The organism is Leptospira ainazelensis (assembly GCF_016918785.1).
GTDB lineage: Bacteria > Spirochaetota > Leptospiria > Leptospirales > Leptospiraceae > Leptospira > Leptospira ainazelensis.
Window position 1 is genome coordinate 524244 of sequence record NZ_JAFFPT010000079.1, and the last position, 22128, is coordinate 546371.

A 22128-nucleotide genomic window follows, 5' to 3' on the forward strand; every position below is an offset into this window, starting at 1 on the left:
GATTAAACATTCCGAGAAAAAGCTTTTTGAATTTCCTCAAAGGATCTGGAACGAATCAATTTTTCTCTGTCTTCCTTTACGTTTAAGGCTTTTGCGATTTGAGCGAGGGTCTTGATATGTTCTTGAAATTTAGTCTTGGGAACGATCAGAAGAATAAAGATGTGAACCGGTTGATGATCGATGGAATCGAAATCCACGCCTTCTTGATTAAGTCCCATCACACATTTGAGTTCGTCGACAAGATTGACGGAGCAGTGAGGAATCGCAACCCCGCTCCCGATTCCGGTAGACATCGATTTTTCACGAGCCAAAAGAGATTCTAATATTTCCTCTTTGTTTTCCGAATCGATCTGATTTGTTTCCACGGCTTTTTGTAAAAGTCTGGAAATGACTTCTTCCTTGGTTCCGGGTTCTAAATTAAAAATGATAGTCTCTGGATGAAGAAGAGTCAATAATTGATTCATAGAATCGCTCCTGACTCTCTGTGTTTTTTATTCATATTCTTATGTTTGCTACAATACGAGATCATCATTCTAACCACAAACTCGGTTACTCTAATTGCCCGAAATTATCGACTCTGCTTCCCAGAAATATACGGATCAAACTGGCTTCAATGAAAAAATAGAAAACGGAATACGTGAAAAGCGGTAAGTAAAACACGATCAGGACTTGGATGACATAAAACAGGACCCCCGTCGCCAAAACTCCTATCAAAGAATAAATCCAAGCGGTATATAAATTTCTTCCCGGAGAAGCGAAAAGAATCGCGAAAGATATCCAAGTGGAAAGAAGAACCGGAGAAAATTCCTGAGCCAGACTTCCCGCTCCCAAAATCAATCCGACTCCAAAAAGCGCGGGAATCTGAAACGCAAAAGGTCTTTTTAAAAAGACCGGAATGAGAAAAAGAATCGAATACGCCCCCATCGTTTCCAGCGAAGAAAATCTCCATGGAGAATTTCCATCCTGAGAATAAGAAAGGACGCTGAAAATATCGGAGATATTGCCGTCTCGATAAGAAAACAACGGTTCGGAGGAAATACCGGAAAAAAGATCCACCGCTGGAAGAAGAAGATAAAAAAGAAGAAAGAGCAAAAGTTGAACGAGTGAAAGAGGAATCTGAATCCTCAGACGGTTTTCCAAGGGAGAATAAAGAACGATTCCGATCATTCCGGAAAGGATCGCCCAAAGAACGGTTCCCGGATGCAAAGGCAAAAGGATCACATAAATCCCCGTGTGAACCACCCATTTCAAAGGATAAACAAATCGTTTCACAACTGCGAATTGATAAACGAAACAAGTCGTGAGAAGAAGTCCATAACAAATCCATAATGGAATCGTTCCGAAAAAAACGATCCCTAAAAGGGAAAGAACCGAAATCAGAAGATCCGGAAAAAAAGGATCCGATTTCCGAAAAAAACCGGACTTGGTTACGAGAAGATACTCAGACAAGAGCCGTCTCCCTTAAATCCGTTTTTACTTTTTGGATTTTATCTCGAAGAGAAATTCCGGAAGGACATAAGAAGGTGCAGATCCCGCACTCGATACAAGCGTTGGACGAAAACTTTCCCTGCCCGGTTACGAGCGAGATCGGGTTGCACTCGAGAGGGCAATTGTAGGTGCATTCGCCGCATTCCGTACAAGGTAATTCGTTGTGTTCTCGGATCTTTCCCGCAACAAAAAGAATGGAATGATGTTTATAGATATCTAAGTAATATTCTTCGGAAGAAGAATGGAATTCTCCTCCGTCGAAAAAAGAATTGAACGTAAAGTTCGGGTATTCCTTCTTTTTTTCCAAAAGAAGAAAACTCAGACTTTGACCGTCGCGGAACTTGATCGGAGATTCCTCTTTTTTGAGCCCGCCGTTTTTGCCGACGTAATAGATGCTGATATGTCTTTCGATAAACGGAATCTTTTTAAAAAGAGCGCGGTATAAGTGATAAAGAGTTTCCGGACCAAGATAAAGAGTATTCTCTTTTTGGAATGTCTTTTGGGAGAGGGCTTTTTTTACGAAATACTGGGGGAAACCCATCGGATATTCGTATTTACGAAACGGAACGGAGTTGAGGATAAAATCCTTGACCACAGCTTCGGGAAACCAAAGACGAAGGTATTCTAAAAATTGAATATGCAGTTCTTTGAATTCTTCGAGAAGAATTTTCCGAAAATCCACCGATTGTGTTTTTGTATAAGGGGAAAGAACGATCAAAGAGGAACGAAACGTTTTAAAAAGAGAGGAAAGAGTGACACTCTCAAAGTCAAGAGAAACCAAACCGAGTTCGTCCATTCTTTCGAGCGCTTGTCCCAACTTGAGAGAAGGATCGACTTCTGTATCGTTTGAAAGCTGAAAACTTCCGTCTTGAACGATCTTGATCTTTGTGGAATGTTCACCTTGGATTAAACTCGCGATTCCGTCCACCGGTGAAAGCAAAGTTCCTACGGATTGTTTTAAAAGTGGTTCACCTGCTCGGACACGAGTGGGGAATTCTTTGAGATAGAGGGCTCCCGGTTCGGGAAAGAGCGTAAAGGGTTCTTCCAGGACGGTCTTACGGGAAAATTTTCCGTGGACCAATCCTGGTTTGAGAGTAAAAGCGGAGGGCTTCAAAACTCTTTAGGTGAGAGTTTTCACCATGTAGATTTCGTCTTTGATCGGAAGTTCTTTCTTAAGATTTTTGATATAAGGAAGAATTTCACCCATCGGCTCATAAAATTCGCAGTTCACTTGCATACGACGAGCAACTGTGAAGTATTTATAGAGTTTCTCTTCTCCGGATCTTTTGGACCATTTTTTCTTTGTACATTTTACGCGGAGAATGTATTTGTCTGCCTCGGATTCATACTGTCTAACAGTAACGCAGTGTAGGCAATTGGCGCAGTAAACTTTCTCACTCATCGGGGTTCCTATAATAGTAGCGGTATTTTGTCAATTTTTCAGAAAAAAGTGCGAAGTCAAGCAGAAGCTCCGACAGAAAACCGCAGAATAGAGATTCCTACCCTGCTAGTTAGACCGGATTAAGCTTGAGCCGGAAGTTCTTCCGCGGATTTCTCTTTGGAAGCGCCCAAATTCCAGAGCGCTTCTTTCAAGGAAAGATATCCTACGTAGAAGAATCCAATCGCGTAAATGACCAGGAATCCCACGATTTGCGGTTTTCCGAGCATAAAGGAAAGGACTACGGTTCCTAAACAGTAAAAGCCCATCAAGAACTCCAGAACGACATGGAAATCAAGAGGAACTGTGTATTTCAGCCTGTCTTTCAGAACGTCGGTGCTCTTCTCAATTTTGAGTTTTGGAGTGCGTTTGAAAGAAGATTGAATTCCGAGGATGGCTTCGAGCCAAGCTCTTGTGTTTACGATTGCGATCCCGGTTCCGATCATGATGAGAATAGGAAGATAAACCATTCTTCTTTTCCAATCTTTGTGAAGAGTTTTTTGAGAATACGCGTAGAAGATCATCGGGCCGATCGATCCGACGGAAAGAATCGCCGCGGTTCCCATCAAAATTTCGATCGGAAGGTCGTAGAAGCTAAATCCGGACCAGTAGTCCATCAAAAGCAACGGTGCGCTAAAAAGAATATTGATCACCATCAGAGGGTGAACTGAATAATTGATTAAGTGTACGATGGCCTCGGACTTGATTCTCCAAGGAAGATCTGCACGGAGAATTCTGGGAAGAAGTTTTACCGCGGTCTGGATCGAGCCTTTGCACCAACGGAACTGTTGGGACTTGTAAGCGGAGATCATCGCTGGAATTTCGGCCTTACATTCGATATCTTTAAAATAACGAAATTTCCACCCCTTCATTTCGGCGCGATAAGAAAGATCGAAATCTTCCGTGAGAGTGTCGTGCTCCCATCCACCCGAATCGATGATACAATCTTTTTTCCAGATTCCCGCAGTTCCATTGAAGTTCATCCAGAGGTGAGAACCGTTTCGAGCGACCTGCTCGATCATAAAGTGACCGTCGATTCCAAAAGACTGAGCTTTGGTAAGAACGTTGTAGTCTGCGTTGACGTGGCCCCAACGAACCTGAACCATCCCGATTTGTGGATCTTCGAAATAAGGAACGGTTTTGATGAGGAAGTCGGGATCCGGCATAAAGTCGGCGTCGAAAATGGCGATATACTGACCACAAGCAACTTTCATTCCGGCTTCGAGCGCTCCCGCCTTGTATCCGGTGCGCTCCGCTCCGGTTCTATGAAGATGATGAATGTCGAATCCAAGGGCTTTGTAGTGAGCGATGAGTTTTCTGGACTTTTCAACCGTCTCGTCCGTAGAATCATCTAAAAGCTGGATTTCCAATTTATCTTTTGGATATTTGAGTGCGACTGTGGTTTCCAGTAAACGATCCACAACGTAGAATTCGTTGAAGATCGGAAGCTGAACCGTTACAACCGGAAGATTCGGATCGTTGACGTCGAGAATCTTGTCCGGTTCGGATTCGCAGTATGCATGGTTCTTTTTGTAGAGATATACCATGATATAGGTATGAATCCCGAAGAAAAAGAGAGCGACTATGTCGATCCCATAAATGGCCAAAAACAGTACAGTTACGACGGTCAGCATGATTAGCCAGGAAAAATTCTTTAGGTGAAAAGTCAAAGGGTTTTGCAGTGCATCAATTTTTTAGTTTTTTAAAAGGGAAGGTCATTTTTTGTCCAGAAGCCTAATGTGGGAACTCCTAAAGCCGATATTTGGGAATGGATGGACAACAACCTCCCTGGTTGAAGTTCCTTCCACTGCGAATTTTCATTTTGAAACGGACGGGGGACGAAAGTTGTACCGTCCCCTTTTTTTGTGAGAGTTCCCACATTTCTTTCTTAAGAAATCCGCCTCTTCGATCCATTGCCTTTCCCAATCTTTGCGGGAACTCCCCATTTTAGAATTCTTGAATTCCTCTGTGAGACTGATTTTGAAGTCCAATCCTAGAAAAGTATGAGATCCTACTTTTTTTGGGCTCTAAAAGTAGGATCTCACACTCTCAGAAAAATCTTCGGTTTTCGAAATGACCCCGCGCAAAGGATCGAGGCGGAATCCATTCCTTCGTTTCTCGAGCTCCCTTTCTTTTTGGAGATCCTTTTTAGGAATGGATTGGAGCCGAGAGCCTGGTGATCGGGCCCTTTTCGAAAAGTAGGAACTCCCTCTTTTCCAAAAGATTCGGCCCGAGCATGCGCCCCGAATTGATTTTCCTATGAGACAGAATCTTCTTGTAAAAACGTCGCTTTGCGGGAACTCTTGCGGAAATGAATCCTACTCTCGTTGGTCTCTCCGTCGCATTCTTATCAGTCCTGATAGCGATTCTCCTGGAAGGGGCGCACTTTCTCTCTTTTCTAAAAGTCTCCGCGCTCCTCTTGATCATCGGTGGAACGGCGGGCGCGACTTTCGCGAGTTTTTCTCTGGAGCAGATGAAGGATCTCCTCCTCAATCTCCAGGCTGCCGTTTTTCCAAGACGCAAACTTCCTCTCGGCGAACTCTTCCTCGATTTTGCGGAAAGAGCTCGTAAGAACGGACTCCTCTCTCTCGAAGACAATCTCAAGTCCATCCAAGACCCCTTTCTCCAGAGAGGAGTTCAACTCATCGTGGATGGAACCGATCCCCGCGCGGTAGAAGAAATTCTTTTTGAATCCGCAATCGCCATGGAAGACAAAGAAGCAAACTCCGCGAAGATCTTAGAAACCGCCGGAGGTTTTTCTCCTACGGTCGGAATCATCGGGACCGTCATGGGACTCGTCGGAGTTCTTGAGAATTTAGGAGCGGGAACCCGCGCGCTCGGAGAAGGAATCGCTACCGCTTTTATCGCGACTTTTTATGGAATCGCCTTTGCCAACCTCGTCTTCTTTCCTCTCGCAAATCGTATCAAGGCTTGGTCGAAAGAACAATCCGACCGCAGACAAGCGATCATCCGAGGAGTCATCGCTCTCCAGAGCGGGGACAACCGTCGGATTCTCATGGAAAGAATGATGCCTTTTATCGGTTGAGTATTTTAGAATTTTCTAAAGTTCTTTTTTTTTGAAAAGTAGGAACTCACACTTTTTTCAGCGTCTTCGGCTGGACCTTCGTTGTTCCCTTCCTTTTTGATTCTTCCGACAAAGTAAGTCCTGTTTAGAACCCGCTTATGAAAGGACTTTCAAACCCCGCCGTTTTCCTCTGAGAATCGAAATGATTTCCCTTTTCCAAATTTTGGGAGTTCCCACATTTTTCCGAATTGTTAAAGTTATTTACGAATCTTTCAGGTGATACTATAACAATATAGAGATTGTTTTTACTCGGATTCGCACCAGCACGGCCTTTAAGCGATATCGAAACAATCACTCAGTTTCAACATCGCTCTTCACTTGCCACGTTGCAGACTGCTTATTTGCAAAACCTAAAGTGACATCGGCGAAAAACCCGGCTGTTTTTTGTATTCGAGATTTTAAAAACCAATTCCAAGACAGCACATTGTAGACGAAATATATTCTAAAACCGGAACGGATCTAATGGGAGATTAAATGACAATTGACATACAAATGTATAGTCTAATTATAGAATCGAATGCCAACAATACTCAAAATATTCGGCTTTAGATTCCATTTTTATTCAAATGAGGGTTCAGAGCCTCCTCATATTCACTGTAGGAAAGGAAATTCGGAATGCAAATTTTGGTTAGATAGTGTAATGTTATCTGATAACAAAGGTTTCAAGGCCCATGAAATTCGCGAAATAGAAAAGCTAGTATTTGAATACAAAGATCAATTCTTAAAGGCATATAATGAGTTCCATAACCAAAGATAATATTCTATCGAATGTGCCGGCGATAAAAGTCTGGACTGAAGGCCGTATGGTCTACATTGAACTTTCCGATGGCAGAATCATAGGTTTTCCTGCTGATCGATTCAAACTTTTGAAAGCCGCGACAGAATTAGAACTTAAAGAGGCGACATTGGAATTGGATGGATACGCTTTGAGATGGGAAAATCTTGACGAGGATTTGACTGTTCAAGGAATCATTGAAGGCCGCTTTCAACTTCCTTTATAAATTTTCGAAATTCTATTAGAAGAACGCCGGGTTCATCGCCTAACAACGTGAGCAAAATGTCCTTTCGTGCCACCTGCGATTGCAAATATCGATCTCCGAATTAAAAAATCGCACACGTTATTGGAAACTTATAACTTGCCATAGGCTCCCGATGGAAAAGGTTTTACAACTAAAACAGCGTCGATCTTCTTTTGCTCAAGGAAGGCGTCCTTGTTTATTCGATTCAACGGATTCTATTCTTTGAATTCTCTTAATGTTTGATTCGGAAAAAAAATTCAAACTTATACCAAAACGAATGAAGGATTTTAGACTCTTCAAAACTTCGTTTTTTTATTTCAAGTAATATGCTTCTTATTGTAGGGAAATATTAAGGTCTCAAAATGAAATCAGAACCTGTCAGAAATAGAAATAAGCTGGTTTTCGAAATGATAGACGCGTATCGGAAAACAAACGATCCGATCGAATTTCTGAGTAACGTCCTAAACACTTTCGACCCGGAAGGTTATTGGCTACCGAAAAAAAAGAAACTAACTCCGGGTGAAAAGATAGATCTTGGACTTTTTCTGGATCGGGAAGAATCCGAAATGGTCCGGACAGACCTCGCGCGCTACCTCCAGTCGGCTGAATCTGAATTAGATAAGAAAAGCCCGATGAGTCTCTTACCTCTGAACACAATGCTCAGGTCCGCTTTGCAGTACAAAAATCGCTTTGAGACAAAATTCCTGGCACACCCCGGCCATGTTTATGGTAGGCTGGCTCAACCCTTTCCCTTACTAAAGATTGCGAGAGACTGTTCTCTTCCAATGCCCGGCTATCCGAACATAACACGTCAGTATGAATTCTGGCTAAGCCTTGTACCAGAATATTATGGGATCGCGGAAATATTCCTTCTCGAAAGGGATTATGTAGTCACTGAAATAGATGGATTTCTCACTGCGAATGATTGGCAATATTATTTCGCCGTAAATGAACATAACCCAAACCCGCCGCCGAGTAAATACGCGAATGAGGATTTTCGAGACAGTATCTATTCTTATCTCGCAGACGTCTGTATCAGATTCCGAATTGATGAGTTCTTTCAACTTCGTGAATCGGTTCGAAATAAAGATCTGGAAGGTATCAGAAGTTTGTTCAAAACAAGCGTTGCTTATCGGCGAGTGATGGACAGTCTCAGTTTTGAACAATTCTGGAATCACAAATCCATGGCTTTTTGCTCAGATCTTGCTGCATCCTGGAAGTCGTAGATTGATTTAAAAGTTCGCTCCTTTCACGCTCTGACTTTCCTTACTTGTCTTTTTTCTCCTTGAGAAGGGCGCGTTTGACTTGAGGGTTTTCATCGATCCTCTAAATCGACAAACTGACAAAATTTCTCAGGAATAAATTCCTAAGCGCTTGAATAAAACGCCTTTGGCACGATGTTCGAATGAGCATTCAAAACTCCACGTGAACCAAACGGTAAAACAACGATTCGAAACGAACACGTGCCCTGCATCTTCTCTAACGAATTCTTTATAAAAATCGAATCTCGATTCTTAAAAACTTCTTTTCTTTTTTGAAAGAAAGAATGGATTCTCCCCATGTCTTCTTCTTTGCAAAAAGTTCTCGGTCCTTTTCATCTCTGGGGAATTTCCGTCGGTCTCGTCATTTCAGGAGATTATTTTGGATGGAATCTTGGCTGGGCACATTCCAACTTCTGGGAATTCTTAACTGCGGTTTCCATCGTCGCCGTTTTTTATTCCACCTTCTCTCTTTGTTTTACGGAGCTCGCGACTTCGATTCCTCACGCGGGTGGGCCCTCCGCTTATGCTCACGTCGCGCTCGGTCCGATCGGAGGTTTGTTTGCCGGATTTTTTACTCTTGTAGAATTTGTCTTGGCTCCTCCCGCGATAGCTTCTGCCCTTGGAGGTTATTTTCATTTTCTCTTTCCCTTTCTCGACGAAGCCTGGGCGGCGAATGGATTTTTTCTCGTTCTTCTCGGAATCAATCTCTTAGGAATCAAACAAACCGCGAGGTTCGAACTTTTCGTAACGTTAACCGCCGTCTTTGGACTTATCTTATATTTCTTTCTTGTTTTTCCTCATTTCGATTTAGAAAAGATCACGGAGAATTCTTCTTTTTCTTTTTGGAATCTTTTTCCAGCTCTTCCTTACGCAATCTGGTTTTTCCTCGCGGTGGAAGGCGTTGCTATGGCTGCGGAGGAAGTGAAGAATCCGGAACGAGACATTCCCAGAGGTTATCTCTCCGGGATCGGAACACTCGTCCTTTTGGCATTCGGAGTTTTATTCGGAACGGCGGGGGTCATTTCCACCGAAGGAGTTTCGAAACTGGATTATCCGCTTTCTTTTACATTAGGAAATCTTTATGGATCTTCTTCTTGGATGACCTTGCTCTTTACGGGGATCGGACTTTTCGGTCTCGTTGCTTCTTTGCTCGGAATCATTCTCGGCTATTCAAGACAAATCTATGCGCTCTCAAAAGAAGGTTTTCTTCCGAAAATTCTCTCTCGTCTGAATTCGAAAACGAAGGCTCCGAGCCTCGCGATCCTCTGCGGAGGATTGTTCGGACTTGTCTCGCTTCAATTCGGAAACACGGGAGAATTGATCACTCTCTCCGCTTTCGGAGCTTGCGGAATGTATTGTGTGAGTATGATTTCCTTTTTTGTCTTAAGAATCCGCAACCCGGAACAAAAAAAACCGTATCGTGCTCCCTTCTATCCTCTTCTTCCGGCGTTCTCCCTCGTTTTGAGTTTTGTTTGTTTTATTACATTAGCCGTTTATAATACGTTTTTGTTCTTTATCCTTCAGGGAGGATTGACCGTTGCCATTCTTTTGTATCTCGGAAGTAAGGGTTTTGATCTGAGAAAAATTCCACATTCTTCTCTCGCTCCGGAAAAGGAGGAAGCTCCGCTCTCAAGAGGAGATACCGATTTTTAGTAGAATCTTAAGAAAAGAAGAATGTTCAACGCGAGCTTTTCTTTTTTTTGAGGTCTCTCGTTTCTTTAGCGGTCGCTTCTCCGACAAATTTTTCTCTGAAACTTCCAGCCTTTAGGACGAAAAACTGTCGAGGGAAAAAGACAGGGGTTCTTCTGTCCTTTTGGAAAAGTGGTAGATCCTACTTTAGTTTCATCGGCAAAACAAAACTAAAATGGAAAAAACCGGAAATCCCCGTCTGAACCTTTCTGAAAAGAGGGAGTTCCCGCAATCGTTTGAGATCGAAGTTCTCAAACGATATCTACGTTTAACTCTGCGAGAATGTCTTCCAGTTCTCTCTTGTCCTTCACTTCGATCAAACAATCGTCTCCGAACTCGTCGGACTCGAGGCGAACCGCAAAGTAACCCGCTTCGTCTTCTCCTCTCAAAAAGCTCACGTCCAGATTGACCAGCTCGAAATCCTCTTCCAAGACCGGAGTCAGAAGAAGGTATTGATTTTCATCGATCTCGAGCGCTTCCGCGATGATGAAAGAATGAGAATTTCCCTCTTCGTCCAAAAGTTGAACCGTTTCTTGACCGTATTCTTCGTGTTCTTGAAATTCGTCGTCTTGAGAAAGGTCTTGCACGTTTAACTCCCCTTAGTTCCCGGAATCGAATTCAAAAGGAAGTTTGTTTTTTTTGGCAAAATTACATTCTTTGCATGCGGGAACCAGATTGGCCTTGATCGACTTTCCGCCCTTTGCAAGAGGAATCAGATGATCCATCGTCAGCTCTTCCGGAGGAAATTTTTTTCCACAGTAGTGACAGATTCCGTCGGCCTTTTTCTTTTTCCACCAAGGAGTTTTCCGAAGGTCTTTGGCGATCTTTCTCTGTTTGGAAAGTTCTTCCTCACTGATCCAAATGATGGGTTCTTCAGGGTCCATTCAAAAAATCTAATCTTTGTAGATCCCCCAATCGGAGCCGGGACCGGAAACTGAAAGTTTCGTAAATTCGTTCAGATTGGTCGCGGAAATACCTTCTTCCAAACCTGAGGCCGTTAAAAGGGCGGTGTCCCCTTTGGAAAGTTCTTCCCCTTCGATTTTGACTTTTCCCTGGAGTACGATCAAAATCTGGAAAACCGATTCTTCGTATAAACTCGGAATCCAAAACGTTTTTCCTTCACCGGAAACTTCGAAAGTTTCCATTAAGAATTTATCGTTTGCCGTTAGACGAAATCTCTTTCCGTCCCCCCAAGATTTGACTTCGGGTTTAAGAATATCTTCTTCCGAAGGACCGTTGTAGTCCAGAACATCCAAGGCTTTTTTGAGATGAAGTTCTCTCGGTCTTCCGTAGTCGTAAACCCTGTAAGTGGAATCCGAGGATTGTTGCACTTCCATCAAAAGAATTCCCGAGCCGATCGCGTGGATTCTTCCCGGATTGAGAAGAAAGGAATCCCCTTCTTTCACAGTAATTTCTCTGAGAATTTCCTCGGCGCGATTTGTTTCCACGAGGGATTGAAATTCTTCTCTGCTGGTAGCATTCGAAAAACCGCATACGAGTTTGGAACCCGGTTCGGCTTGTAACACGGTCCAGGCTTCTTTTTTTCCCGCGTTTTGAGGATCGTATTTTTTCGCGTAAGCGTCGTCGGGATGAACTTGCACCGAAAGTTTTTCTTTTGCGTCTATGAGTTTGATAAGAAGAGGAAAAGATTTTCCTCGAAATGATTTTCCTAAAATTGCATCCGTATTTTCCTGATACGTTTCTCGAAACGATTTTCCTTTTAAGGAACCGTTGCTGATGATCGAAACTTCGTTTCCATAGTCCGAGATTTCCCAGGATTCTCCGATATTTCCTTCGGGAATGGATCTTCCCGGATAATTTCCGAGTTTTCTTCCACCCCAAATTCTTTCCTTATAGATCGGATAAAATCGGATCAGCTTTTGCATAAGACCTATTTTTTACTCCCTTCCAGGAGTTCAATTTTTACTTTCAGACGATTTTTCTTAAAATGAACAAACCCGTCGGGTTTGAGACCGGTGAGATCGAGTTCGTAAACTTTTCCGGGAAGAAGTTTACCGGCTTCGGCCTCCAGGTTTAGATTTCGAAAACTCTTATAAGTTCCTTTTCCGCCGCAGGAATCGCAGAACACGTTAGACCCTCTGCATTCGGGACAAAGAACACGAACTACCAGAGGAATTTTTGCGAAGATAGGAACGTTGAGTTCTTCGGAAGTTAAGAGAATTCTAATATCGTAATAGATTCCGGAATATTTTTTTCTTTCTCGGTTCCGCATTCCCGCGCGGAGAAGTCCTTTTCTCGCGAGTTCGACGGCTTGACCCGCGTATAAAATTCTAGAAGCGGGAATTTCCCTGGGACGAAAGGAAACTTCTCCGGTTCCATTCTTTCCCTCGTTTGCGGATCGAAATCGAAAGAGAATCTCCGGATGTCTCGAAAGATACTGAAGGTCGTATTCTTTTCTTCGGGTCGGGTGTGTGAGAATTTGGTAAGAATGAGCGAACTTCTGAAAAAGATCGGAGGAACCCGTTTCTCGGTTATCGGGATGAAAAATTTTGGCCAATTCCCGATAACGCGTTTTGACCTTTTCTACGGAAGCGAGAGGAGATAAACCCAGATTTTTATAATGATCCGGGAAATGATTTTGAAATCCCGGATCACTCATGAAAGAAGTTCAATCCTTTGGAAGATTCTCCTGATATGGTCCGCCGTTTTCCACTTCTCGAAGTGTGGTTTCCACGTCTTCCGCGCTCGTTTTGATATTTCCTTCCACATACTTGTCGATTCTACGAATGATTTCTATGAGGTTCGTTCTGTAAATACGAACGAGTTTTACTCTTTGCGCGGGTTCCCGAATCGTAGCGACATTATACACCGTTTCTTTGGTTCCCGCGTCCGTTTTTCTCTTCACTACCAGCTCGATAGAGTCCGAACCTTCGGCGTTTATCTTATCATTTTTAAGAATGCTGATTTCCTCTTCTTGAGGCCTCAGTTTGGAAATTAATGATTTCCTACTCCAAAAGATGATGGATTCCAATTTGATAGGAGAACTTTGAGCGCCCGCGCCCGAAACCTTCAAAACAAAACGAAGATCGAGCATATAACGATTTCTAGTTTGAGGAATTTGGTCCTCGTAAGCGGGAATAAATTGACTGTAGAGATTGTCTTGGATCTGTTTTCTGCGATTTAAGAAGGCGAGACGGCTTTCGATTCTTTTGTGAAACTCCGCGATATCCTTTCCTAAAAGTTCCAAGTCCTTTACTTGACCCGGTTCGTAGGGAAGAATTTTTACTTTGCCGTCCGGTTCAAACTCTTGTCCGAAGACACCAGTAAAGGCGCAAATTAAAATTAGGAAATAAAATAATGTGGCTTTCATGTCGGTTTCCGGACGCTGTCCTTTAATAGTTTCGGTGGTTCTCGGATTTTCCCCATAATTTTATCAAAAATAGATTGAACTTATCGTCAAATTCTGGGAAAAGGGAAGGAAAGGATCGGTATGGAAATCAATCATAGAAAGTCAGGAGAAACAAATATAGTAAGTCTTTCGGGCAGTCTGGACATATACACATCCATCGATCTCAAGACGTTCTTCGAAACGAACGTAAACAAGGAAAATAAAAACGTAGTAGTAAATCTAGAAAAGTTGAATTACATTGATTCTTCCGGAATCGGAATGTTGATAAAGCAGCTAAACTACGTACAAGACCTCAACGGGTCTTTTTTTATCGCAAACATGAAACCCGCGATCGAAAAAGTCTTCAAAGTGGCAGGGCTCACGTCTTACTTTAAAACAATCAGTCCTGCGGAATTCACTTCCAACTTCCCTTAAAAAACCGTTGCATCCCATTTCCCTCTCCGAAAGCCGCGAAGAACGAGAGGAATCCTCTCGTTTTTGGAAAAAAATTCTTCTTCGTCCTAAATTCAAATTCTTACTTTTGGATTTATAAAAAAGTGATTTCGGTTTCGCACGAGAAAATTGGCAAAACGGGAGATTGATCGAAGTCCGGAGGGATTCGGACTTTCCTTTTTTAGGGGGCGTGATAGTGATAAAAAACGTCCCAGATTCCCCAGAAACGACCAAGTTCTCCGGCGTTTGGAACGAGTCGAAAATCCAATCTGCCTCCGATCAATTCTCCCGGATCCACGCGAAAACGAACTGGAAATTGAGAAGAATACGTGGAAGAGTTTCCCGGAAAAGAGACCGTAGCCTTGAGGACCCCGTTTACAAAAATTCTCAGATCCCGAGGTTTGAGACCTTTGGGTCTTTCCGTATATGTAAACTGCGTTAGGTCCAATTGAACGAAAAGAGGTTCGTTGCGGGATGGATCCGCGGTGAGATAAAAACGAAGACCTTCTTCGGGAATCATTCTACAGAGTCCGTTTTGGAGTTTTCCGGTTCCGGCGCCGGGAGCAAAATCGGAACGATCGCGGACCAATTGGAGACCGTTGTGAATGGCCCAAGTAGAAAGTTCGGCGTAAGTTCGAAAATCTTCAGTTTGAAGAGGGGCGCCCTCTTCAAACTGATGATCGAAGTTGATGAATTTTTTAAATTTCGGATTTTCTTCCGACTGGAGAAACCCAGTACTGGTAAAAGTTAAACAGAGAGAAAAGATTACAAATCGGTAGAAAAACATCTACTCATAGTATCGACAGGACCGGGAAGAATTTGATCACAATCCATACACTTGAAGGAGCGGGAAAATCAATTCATTCTCCTTGCGTAGTCACATTGGGAAATTTTGACGGGATCCATTTGGGTCACCAAGCCCTGATCGATCGAATTCTGAAGATTTCCAAGGAAAGCGGACTCGCTTCCTGCGTCGTTACCTACGATCCGAACCCTGCGATCGTATTGGGAAAAAATCCGGAAATGAAGAGTCTGATGACTCTCAAAGACAAAGAAGAATGGATCCGCAAACAAGGGATCGATTTTTTGATAGTCCTCCCTTTCAACGAGGAGCTGGCCGAGATGAGCGCGGAAACGTTCCTGGAAGAGATTCTCCTAAAGGAATTAAGAACCGAAAAAATCGTAATCGGATACAATCATTGTTTCGGAAAGGGAAGAAGGGGAAACTACGAACTTTTAAAAGAATATGCAACAAAGCTAAACTACACCGTGGAAAGGGTCGACCCCGTCTATTTGGGGGAAATCAAACTTTCGAGTTCTTATGTGAGAGGATTGATCGGAGAAGGAAACGTAAGGGAAGCGAAAAAATGTCTAAACCGTTTTTATTCCGTCGACGGAGTTGTGGTCGGGGGGCATAAACGCGGGAGAGAGATCGGATTTCCGACCGCGAATGTAAAACCGAACGCGAACATTCTTCTACCCGGAGTGGGGGTTTACGCGGGTTATACAAACGTGGAGGGGAAAGAATATCCTTCGATGATCAACATAGGACGCAATCCGACCTTTGGGGAAAATCCGCTTACGGTGGAATCGAACATTTTCGATTTTGAAAAGGAGATCTACGGAGAGACGATTCGAATCACGTTTACGGATCGACTCCGAGACGAAGTAAAATTTTCCGGAGTGGAAAATCTAATCTCTCAATTGAAAAAAGATGAAATCGGCGCCAGGGAAATTCTAAAATCCCAAGACCCTGAAAAAACGATTCAACTCTGAGTTTTTTTGGGCGGCTCCGTCTTCGACGGACCGGGCTCTCCTCTTCAGTCAATCCATCCATTTTTCTTTAAATCGAATCCTTGGATTTTTTTTCGATGGATTGACTCCGAGTCGATCCCTGCCGCGTTTAAAAAAAAAAGAATCCAATGAAAAATCGCGGAGCCGGACTTATAAAGTCCGTGTCAAACGTTTTTAAAAACGAATCCTTTGTCGGAACAAGAGATTCATTGGAAGAAAAGAGAAAGAAAAAAGAAAGTTCGGAAGAAAGGAAAAATAAGAAAAGGAAGAAGGATCGCGTGAATCTTTTTTAGCTCCACTGAAGAGTTTCGGTAAAAGAGAGATAAGTAATATTGAATACTTCTTTCCAGCTTTCTTCGATTTCGAGTGTGTGCCAAGGCCCCAACCATTCTTCCAAAGCGAAAATCCAGGCTTTTTCTAAATGTAGGATGTCCTCCGGACGTCCGCAGATCTTCAAACATTCGGAACCGAAATTACGAACCGCCTTTGAGAATAAAAAGTCATGACTGCAAGAAGTTACGATTTCACGAGCGGAACCCATAAAGGATCGAACGTCGTCGATCTTGAGGACGGTAAAGATATTTTCATATTTCGGATGATTGAATTTTAAGTAAGAAAAGACAAGTTCAGCAAATTTGACCTTATCTAAATTGACAATTTCAAAAGATTCATTCAGACTCTGCGCTTGGTTCTTTGTCAAAGGATTCATGGATCGGGTCCCCTTTTCTCCGGCTTCGAGCTTCAATGATATACGAATTCAGGAAAGAGACATCTTGGTTTATAAAATGGCGTAAATCGAAATATAAGAATGTGTTCCCGAGCGGAGCCTTCGTTGTTAAAACCCAAGTTCAAAATGAAAGTTCCTTAGGAAGAATTTGCTTTTACGAAAGGATTTTTAATTTTTTGTAGGAACTCCCATCCGGATTTCCCATTTGATCCCACAAATTCGACTGGTTTCCGACGTTGAAACGTAGGAACTCCCTCTTTACGAGATTCCCGAAAACCGAAGCCGTCGAAAAAGAGAATCGGAGCTTTTTCCAAGACCTGTCGCGCGCCAACGGAAGTGATACACTGAATTTCACAGAATGTAGGAACTCCCATCCGGAGATTTAAGAATAATAGCTCTTTGTTACAAAGCTCATAAACCTCCAAAAAGAAACAATGCGGGAACTCCAGCGGTTTTATCAACGAGCAGCTTTTTGAGTGTTGAAAGTGGTTTCTTTTCAGGTTTTGAAATAAGTTCTAAACTGATTTTTCAAGGGTCGGACTTCATCTTATATAACAGAAATATTTCCGGAATTTTCGTTGTGGACAGAGCAAAATCCTCAAACGGATCCATCCATCCTTGGTTCTCCGATTTTGCAGAATCGAAGAAGAATTTTTCCTCCTGATTTTCGTTTTCTTTTTAAAAGAAAATTCTCCGATGTTTCAGAGATCCTAAACTTTTTTTTGTAAGTTTTGATTCTGAAATTAATTATTTCCAATTTCAATCCGCGATTTGGAATCAAAAAACTTTTCTTTTTTATTCGTGGAAAGGAATTTCATAGGCCGTACCGATATCCCCTTCCCGGTTTATTAGAATTCCGTGAACCCTTATTTTTTTGATTTTGTTTTTTGATCCGAATCTTTAAGTCTTTCACTTTGAAGATTTAGAAACAAAAACTTTCTTTCTTTTCTTGGAAACGAACGATTCGAAATTCTTTCTCTCAAAAAGGTTGGTATTTTTCTAAATAAATATTTTATAGTTTCAAAATCCTCGTCAAAACCAATAATAGGATTGAAATTCCGATTCTTTTTTTCGGTTCGTATCGGGTGATCTTTATCCTGTCATTTCGAGGTTATAACAGATTTCTTTCGTATGAATTATTACCTTTTTTTTCCTATGATCGCCTTATTCGCGAATACGATTTTTATCGCGTTCGTTTATGCAAGACGCACGGGAAACCCGATCATTCGTTCTTATCTGATTTATTCCACCGCTCTCAACGCTTGGCTTTTTACTTATATTTTTACCTGGTCGTATCTTCCCGAATCTTGGATGACTTGGGCGTTCAAAATTCTCTCCATAACCTGGCTTCCTGTAGGAGCTCTTTATTTAGAATTTGTTTATACGTTTCTCAACCGATCCCCCGGTTTGTTTCTTTGGTTCTTTCGGATCGGGGTTCCCCTTTCCTACCTTCTTACCCTGACGACCGATCAGGTAGTAAAGGGAAACATACTTTATTATTGGGGATATGAAAACGAACCGGGCCCTCTCTATCTCATAGTGATCCTTGCTTTTGTCGCTCTTCCCGGTTTTATCGGGTTGGGCATTCTTGCAAAATCCTTTCTTTCCTCTCATAAGAACCAGAGAAAACAAATCGGCCTCGCAATACTCGGATCCACGACTGCGATGTGTCTCAGTTTTTATTCCGAAATCATCCAAGTGAACGAACAGGGAAGACTTCTTTCGGTTCCTTGGACTCCTGTGGCGATTGTAATTCAGTCTTTTCTAATATTCATTGCGATTACGAAATACGGTTTTTTAAAAATCAACATAGAAGGACTTGCAGTAGAACTTTTCAAAGACATTCACGACGGAATGATTTTAGTCAAACAGGATCGTTCTCTCTTTTTTATGAACGAATCCGCGATTCGAATTTTAGGAATTCCAAACACTTTACCGTCTTACTTCTATCCCTCCGATTATTTCAGAGGATATCAGGAGAATCCGAATCATCTTTCCAAAGAATATCAACCCATCTTCAATCCGAGTTGCAAAGGAGTGGAACTTACTAGATCCAATATCGAATTGACCGGAAACGAAAGGGGTTATCTTTTTATCCTTCGGGATATCACTGAAAAAATCGAATCCCGGGAGAAAATCGAATCGATCTATACCGCTCTCAGCAAGGATCTTGAAATCGCAAAAATCGCCCAAACTTCGGCGATCTCCACAAAATTTCCGGAGAATGTAAGATACAAATTCCATTCTCATTTTCAACCCTTCGAACTCGTGGGCGGTGATTTTTTCAGAGCCCTTGAACGTTCGGACGGAAAGCTGGATATTTTTTTTGCCGACGTTTCCGGTCATGGAATCTCTTCGGCGATGGTGGCGGGAATGCTTTCCATTTCCTTTCAACTCGTTTCCGAAAAAAATCCGGAACCGAAACAAGCTCTTGAAAAAATCCAAAACTTACTTTTAGGGGCCGTTTTAAACCACCACATTTCCGCGGTTTATCTTTCGTTCGACCCGAAGACAAAAATATTAAAATATTCTTATGCAGGTCATCACCCGATTTTAGTCTTTCGAGAAGGAGAAATTCTTCCTTTAGAAGGTTCCGGAAGAATTCTTCTGATCACCCCCGAAACGGATCTTACAAACTATTCGGTCTTATTAAAAAAGGGAGATATCCTTTTTTTACATTCCGATTGTCTTTTTGAAGTTAGGAACGCGGACGGGGACATTCTGGGATACGAAAACTTTATGGAAAGTCTCCACGAAATCCCGCTTCAAACACCTTCCAATATTCTCAAAACGTCGATCGATCACGCTCTCGAATTCGGACGCGGTAAACTAACCGACGACTTAGCCGTTCTGATCTTGGAGGTTTTTTAATCGATGAATCCGTATGTTCTCATTCCGTTTACGGCTTTGATAATAAACGGATCCTTATTCGCCTACGTAAGCGCGCTCAAAGGCAAATCCAGAACCGTAAATCTCTATCTTAGATTTTCATTTCTCTTATCGATTTGGCATATCGCACTCGTTCTTTATTGGTCTTTTTTACCGAATCATCTGTTGACCATCCTTTTCAAAGTTTCTTCTTTCGCATGGATCTTTATCGGCTGTTTGTTTTTTGAATTTGCGGTTCAATTTGCGGCCTCTTCCTACCGTTTTCTTATCTATTTTTTTCGCGGCCTTTCCCTCGTTTCCTTTATCATCGCAGTTAGCACCGATTTGGTGATCTCCGGAAGTACAAGGGCTTATTGGGGAGACGTGATCGCCACTGGACCGCTTTACCTTTACGTGAGCACCATCGTTATCGGAGTTCCGACCTTAACCGGTTCTTCGATTTTGATCCTTAAGAGTTTTCGTTCTTCTAATTCTTTTTTTAAAAAACAGGCGAGACTTGTCGCGTATGGTACGATCGTAACTTTTATCTTCAGTTTTCTCACGACTCTTTTACCGAGGTTTATCAATCCTTCTCTTACGTTTCCTCCGATGAGCGGAAGTTCGGCCGTTATCCAATCGATCTGTATCTTTATCGCGATCCACAAATACGGGTTTATGGATTTAAAATTGGAACATATCGCGCTCCGACTCTATTCCGAAATCAGAGAGGGTGTGATTCTATTGTCCCCCAAAGGTACGCTCCTGTTCAACAATCTCTCCGCACAAAAGATGTTAAACCTTCCGGAAGATCTGAATTTGGGAACAAGACTGGATCTAAATCAATATCTGGACGGTTTTCCGTCCGATTCCTATTTTGAAAGAAAGGAATTTACGAATCTTAAAGTGAACTGGGATACGAATATAGCGGATCAGCACGAGGATTTTTTTAACGTTCCCGAAAACAAATATCTGGAAGTTTCATCCTCTCCGATTCCTCTTTCCGGTAAAAACGGCGGGAAAGTTTATATTTTAAGAGACATCACCGAAAAAAAAGAATCCTTAGAGAAAATTAGAAAATTGTTATATAGATTGGACTTGGATTTGGATCTTGCTCGGGACATCCAAGAGATGATCACGACCCGCGACTTTCCCGATTCTCCGGACTACAAAATTCATTCCCATTTTCAACCCTATGTTAAGGTGGGGGGCGATATTTTAAACGTAAAAAAGGAATCGGACGAAAGTCTTCATATCCTTTTCGGAGACGTTTCCGGTCACGGAATCTCCGCCGCAATGGTGGCGGCTATGACCTCCATCGCGTTCGGCGCCGCAACCGGAAGAAGCGCTCTTACGGATCAGAATCTTCTCTTTATGCATCACCTTCTGAAAGATACGATCACGTTGCACTTTCTTTCCTCCGTTTATATGAGATACGTTCCTTCTTCAAAAAAATTGGAATACAGCTACGGAGGTCATCACCCCGGTCTTTTGATCCGAAACGGAGAATGTAGTTTTATCGAAGGTTCGGGCGGTATTCTTTTTGCGATCGCTTCCCCGAAAATTCAAAGATACGAATTGAATCTTCTAAAAGGGGATCGAATCCTTTTTTATTCGGACGGTTTGTTCGAAGTGAGAAACTCCGAAGGTAATATTCTGGGCAAACATCAATTTTTGGAAGCCGTTAAATCTCTTGTGAGTGAAGACACGGGTTCCATGATCCGTTCCATCCTCTCCTATTCGAGTTCTTACGGAGGCGGAGAGATGTCGGACGACGTTACGGTCTTTTGTTTGGAAGTGTTTTGACCCGAGTTCGGGAAATTTTTTGCGAAAGCGATTGTCGCGGAATCAACCGATTGTGTTTTGAATCGATCGATTCTTTTCCGCGCATTTTCAATCGGTTGATTGGAGCAGAAAGCGCGGTCCGTCTTTGGCAAAGCCAAAGACGGATTCGCCCAAACCTTTTTCCATGGAATTCTTTTTCTTTTAGGAAATTTTTTCTTGAATCAATTTCAAAAATGGTAGGAACTCGTCCAAGGTTCCGGGAAGTTCGTATTCGATCAAATCCCCGGCGCGGATGATATCTTTTTCCTCCAATGCGACCGCCACCGATGCAAGAATCTCGTTCAACTCTCCGGTCTTTTCCTCAAAGCCGATTCCTTCGATCGTTATCTGAGAAAGATCTAGATCCGGTTTTTTGAACTTCAAAGTGATAAACGAAGTAAGAAGTATGTTGATCTGTGAGATCGACTGCGTAAGAAGCTCGGTCGCGACTTCGTCCTTTCCGGATTGATAGGCTTCGTTTACTTTTACGAAACTTTCCTTGAGTCCGCCGATGTTTCCGATAAACGTATTCAATATTTCTTTTAGAGTGGGAAGATCCAAATCTAACACTTGAGTTCTTGCGATGAGATCCATGATAAAAAGTTTGAGATCTCTTAGATTTTCCAAAAAGGATTCGATCGCTTCCGTGCTGTCAAGACTCGCGCAATGAGAGGATATTTCGGTAACGATCTCCGAAACCGTATTTCCGGTTCCCATCGGTTTGATCTGATCCAATTTAAGATGAAGAAGATTGGATGCGGAATTCAATACGGATTGTATCCACTTTACTCCGTCCGTTAATTCCTTGGATTCCTTTTCGGTCAAAGAATCTCTTCCAAAAAGTGTCGAGCCCACCTTGTCCACGTAAAGATCGAGTTCGGTCAGAGTGGAAACCAAAAAGTCCATCTCTTCTCCGATAAAAAATTCCATCTTATGAGTTGAGTCGATTCCTCGATCCTTCATCTCGATAGGTTGAAACTCTACGCCGTCCACGGTGCAACCGAGAAGATACTTTCCTTTGGACTCGACCCACTTTGTGATCTCTCCAAAAACTTCTCCCAATTTTTTTTCGTTTTCAAGAGAACTATCTAAGAGATGTTCGTTGATATAAATTTCCATTTCACTCTCCTGCTTG

Annotated in this window: 22 protein-coding genes and 1 pseudogene; 10 read left to right on the forward strand and 13 right to left on the reverse strand. The window is 42.4% G+C overall.

Going from position 1 to position 22128, the window contains the following annotated elements:
* Nucleotides 1–2 precede the first annotated feature (2 nt).
* From JWG44_RS21350 to JWG44_RS21370, 5 genes are all read right to left on the reverse strand, one after another.
* Nucleotides 3–464: a PTS sugar transporter subunit IIA gene (locus tag JWG44_RS21350; RefSeq protein ID WP_205277034.1), complete on the reverse strand. Its 462-nt coding sequence runs from the start codon at nucleotides 462–464 to the stop codon at nucleotides 3–5.
* Nucleotides 465–549: 85 nt separating this feature from the next.
* Nucleotides 550–1449, reverse strand: a complete 900-nt coding sequence (locus JWG44_RS21355; RefSeq protein WP_205277035.1) for a hypothetical protein — start codon at nucleotides 1447–1449, stop codon at nucleotides 550–552.
* Nucleotides 1442–2602, reverse strand: a complete 1161-nt coding sequence (locus tag JWG44_RS21360) for an oxidoreductase (RefSeq protein ID WP_205277036.1) — start codon at nucleotides 2600–2602, stop codon at nucleotides 1442–1444. The genes JWG44_RS21355 and JWG44_RS21360 overlap by 8 nt, the downstream gene beginning before the upstream one ends.
* A 6-nt stretch (nucleotides 2603–2608) precedes the next feature.
* The gene (locus tag JWG44_RS21365; RefSeq protein ID WP_004459036.1) at nucleotides 2609–2890 is read right to left on the reverse strand and encodes a hypothetical protein; all 282 of its coding nucleotides are present in this window, start codon (nucleotides 2888–2890) and stop codon (nucleotides 2609–2611) included.
* Nucleotides 2891–3009: 119 nt separating this feature from the next.
* Complete coding sequence (locus JWG44_RS21370) at nucleotides 3010–4560, reverse strand: cellulose synthase family protein (RefSeq protein WP_205277037.1); 1551 nt, start codon at nucleotides 4558–4560, stop codon at nucleotides 3010–3012.
* Between JWG44_RS21370 and JWG44_RS22385 the strand changes: the two are divergent.
* The 6 genes and pseudogenes from JWG44_RS22385 to eat all read left to right on the forward strand — a co-directional run bounded on the left by JWG44_RS22385 (nucleotide 4483) and on the right by eat (nucleotide 9945).
* Nucleotides 4483–4664 (forward strand): annotated as a pseudogene (locus JWG44_RS22385) (hypothetical protein). The gene JWG44_RS21370 and the pseudogene JWG44_RS22385 sit on opposite strands and share 78 nt — an antisense overlap.
* A gap of 573 nt (nucleotides 4665–5237) precedes the next feature.
* The gene (locus JWG44_RS21375) at nucleotides 5238–5972 is read left to right on the forward strand and encodes a motility protein A (RefSeq protein ID WP_205277038.1); all 735 of its coding nucleotides are present in this window, start codon (nucleotides 5238–5240) and stop codon (nucleotides 5970–5972) included.
* Between the two features lie 556 nt (nucleotides 5973–6528).
* Complete coding sequence (locus tag JWG44_RS21380) at nucleotides 6529–6768, forward strand: DUF4160 domain-containing protein (RefSeq protein ID WP_205277039.1); 240 nt, start codon at nucleotides 6529–6531, stop codon at nucleotides 6766–6768.
* The gene (locus tag JWG44_RS21385; RefSeq protein WP_205277040.1) at nucleotides 6746–7012 is read left to right on the forward strand and encodes a DUF2442 domain-containing protein; all 267 of its coding nucleotides are present in this window, start codon (nucleotides 6746–6748) and stop codon (nucleotides 7010–7012) included. The genes JWG44_RS21380 and JWG44_RS21385 overlap by 23 nt, the downstream gene beginning before the upstream one ends.
* A gap of 380 nt (nucleotides 7013–7392) precedes the next feature.
* Nucleotides 7393–8256 (forward strand): hypothetical protein, encoded by an 864-nt coding sequence (locus tag JWG44_RS21390; protein ID WP_205277041.1) that lies wholly within the window; start codon nucleotides 7393–7395, stop codon nucleotides 8254–8256.
* 333 nt (nucleotides 8257–8589) lie between these two features.
* Complete coding sequence (gene eat, locus JWG44_RS21395; protein ID WP_205277042.1) at nucleotides 8590–9945, forward strand: ethanolamine permease; 1356 nt, start codon at nucleotides 8590–8592, stop codon at nucleotides 9943–9945.
* Nucleotides 9946–10232: 287 nt separating this feature from the next.
* On the opposite strand, the gene JWG44_RS21400 is transcribed toward eat, so the two are convergent.
* From JWG44_RS21400 to JWG44_RS21420, 5 genes are read right to left on the reverse strand one after another with little or no spacing between them, the layout of a single operon-like run.
* Nucleotides 10233–10568 (reverse strand): DUF1292 domain-containing protein, encoded by a 336-nt coding sequence (locus JWG44_RS21400; protein WP_205277043.1) that lies wholly within the window; start codon nucleotides 10566–10568, stop codon nucleotides 10233–10235.
* 12 nt (nucleotides 10569–10580) lie between these two features.
* Entirely contained in the window at nucleotides 10581–10865 is a 285-nt protein-coding gene (locus tag JWG44_RS21405) for an HNH endonuclease (RefSeq protein WP_069608433.1), read from the reverse strand.
* Nucleotides 10866–10874: 9 nt separating this feature from the next.
* Nucleotides 10875–11867, reverse strand: a complete 993-nt coding sequence (locus tag JWG44_RS21410) for a type I phosphomannose isomerase catalytic subunit (protein WP_205277044.1) — start codon at nucleotides 11865–11867, stop codon at nucleotides 10875–10877.
* Between the two features lie 5 nt (nucleotides 11868–11872).
* Nucleotides 11873–12601: a J domain-containing protein gene (locus tag JWG44_RS21415; protein WP_205277045.1), complete on the reverse strand. Its 729-nt coding sequence runs from the start codon at nucleotides 12599–12601 to the stop codon at nucleotides 11873–11875.
* A gap of 9 nt (nucleotides 12602–12610) precedes the next feature.
* The gene (locus tag JWG44_RS21420) at nucleotides 12611–13312 is read right to left on the reverse strand and encodes an LIC_12936 family protein (protein WP_205277046.1); all 702 of its coding nucleotides are present in this window, start codon (nucleotides 13310–13312) and stop codon (nucleotides 12611–12613) included.
* A 120-nt stretch (nucleotides 13313–13432) separates the two neighbouring features.
* On the opposite strand from JWG44_RS21420, the gene JWG44_RS21425 reads away from it, so the two are divergent.
* Nucleotides 13433–13765 (forward strand): STAS domain-containing protein, encoded by a 333-nt coding sequence (locus JWG44_RS21425; protein ID WP_118967589.1) that lies wholly within the window; start codon nucleotides 13433–13435, stop codon nucleotides 13763–13765.
* A 199-nt stretch (nucleotides 13766–13964) separates the two neighbouring features.
* Here JWG44_RS21425 and JWG44_RS21430 read toward each other — a convergent pair whose 3' ends face one another.
* The gene (locus JWG44_RS21430) at nucleotides 13965–14570 is read right to left on the reverse strand and encodes an LIC10729 family protein (RefSeq protein WP_205277047.1); all 606 of its coding nucleotides are present in this window, start codon (nucleotides 14568–14570) and stop codon (nucleotides 13965–13967) included.
* Between the two features lie 32 nt (nucleotides 14571–14602).
* Here JWG44_RS21430 and JWG44_RS21435 point away from each other — a divergent pair, with 32 nt between their 5' ends.
* Entirely contained in the window at nucleotides 14603–15559 is a 957-nt protein-coding gene (locus JWG44_RS21435; protein ID WP_205277048.1) for a bifunctional riboflavin kinase/FAD synthetase, read from the forward strand.
* Between the two features lie 307 nt (nucleotides 15560–15866).
* Here the strand turns inward: JWG44_RS21435 and JWG44_RS21440 are convergent, their stop codons facing one another.
* On the reverse strand, nucleotides 15867–16286 hold the full coding sequence (locus tag JWG44_RS21440; RefSeq protein WP_205277049.1) for a globin: 420 nt from the start codon (nucleotides 16284–16286) through the stop codon (nucleotides 15867–15869).
* Nucleotides 16287–17435: 1149 nt separating this feature from the next.
* On the opposite strand from JWG44_RS21440, the gene JWG44_RS21445 reads away from it, so the two are divergent.
* Nucleotides 17436–19175: a SpoIIE family protein phosphatase gene (locus tag JWG44_RS21445; protein ID WP_205277050.1), complete on the forward strand. Its 1740-nt coding sequence runs from the start codon at nucleotides 17436–17438 to the stop codon at nucleotides 19173–19175.
* Between the two features lie 3 nt (nucleotides 19176–19178).
* A complete protein-coding gene (locus tag JWG44_RS21450) occupies nucleotides 19179–20975 on the forward strand; it encodes a SpoIIE family protein phosphatase (RefSeq protein WP_205277051.1) in 1797 nt (598 codons plus the stop codon).
* Between the two features lie 180 nt (nucleotides 20976–21155).
* Here the strand turns inward: JWG44_RS21450 and JWG44_RS21455 are convergent, their stop codons facing one another.
* The gene (locus tag JWG44_RS21455) at nucleotides 21156–22112 is read right to left on the reverse strand and encodes a hypothetical protein (RefSeq protein WP_205277052.1); all 957 of its coding nucleotides are present in this window, start codon (nucleotides 22110–22112) and stop codon (nucleotides 21156–21158) included.
* Between the last annotated feature and the right edge of the window lie 16 nt (nucleotides 22113–22128).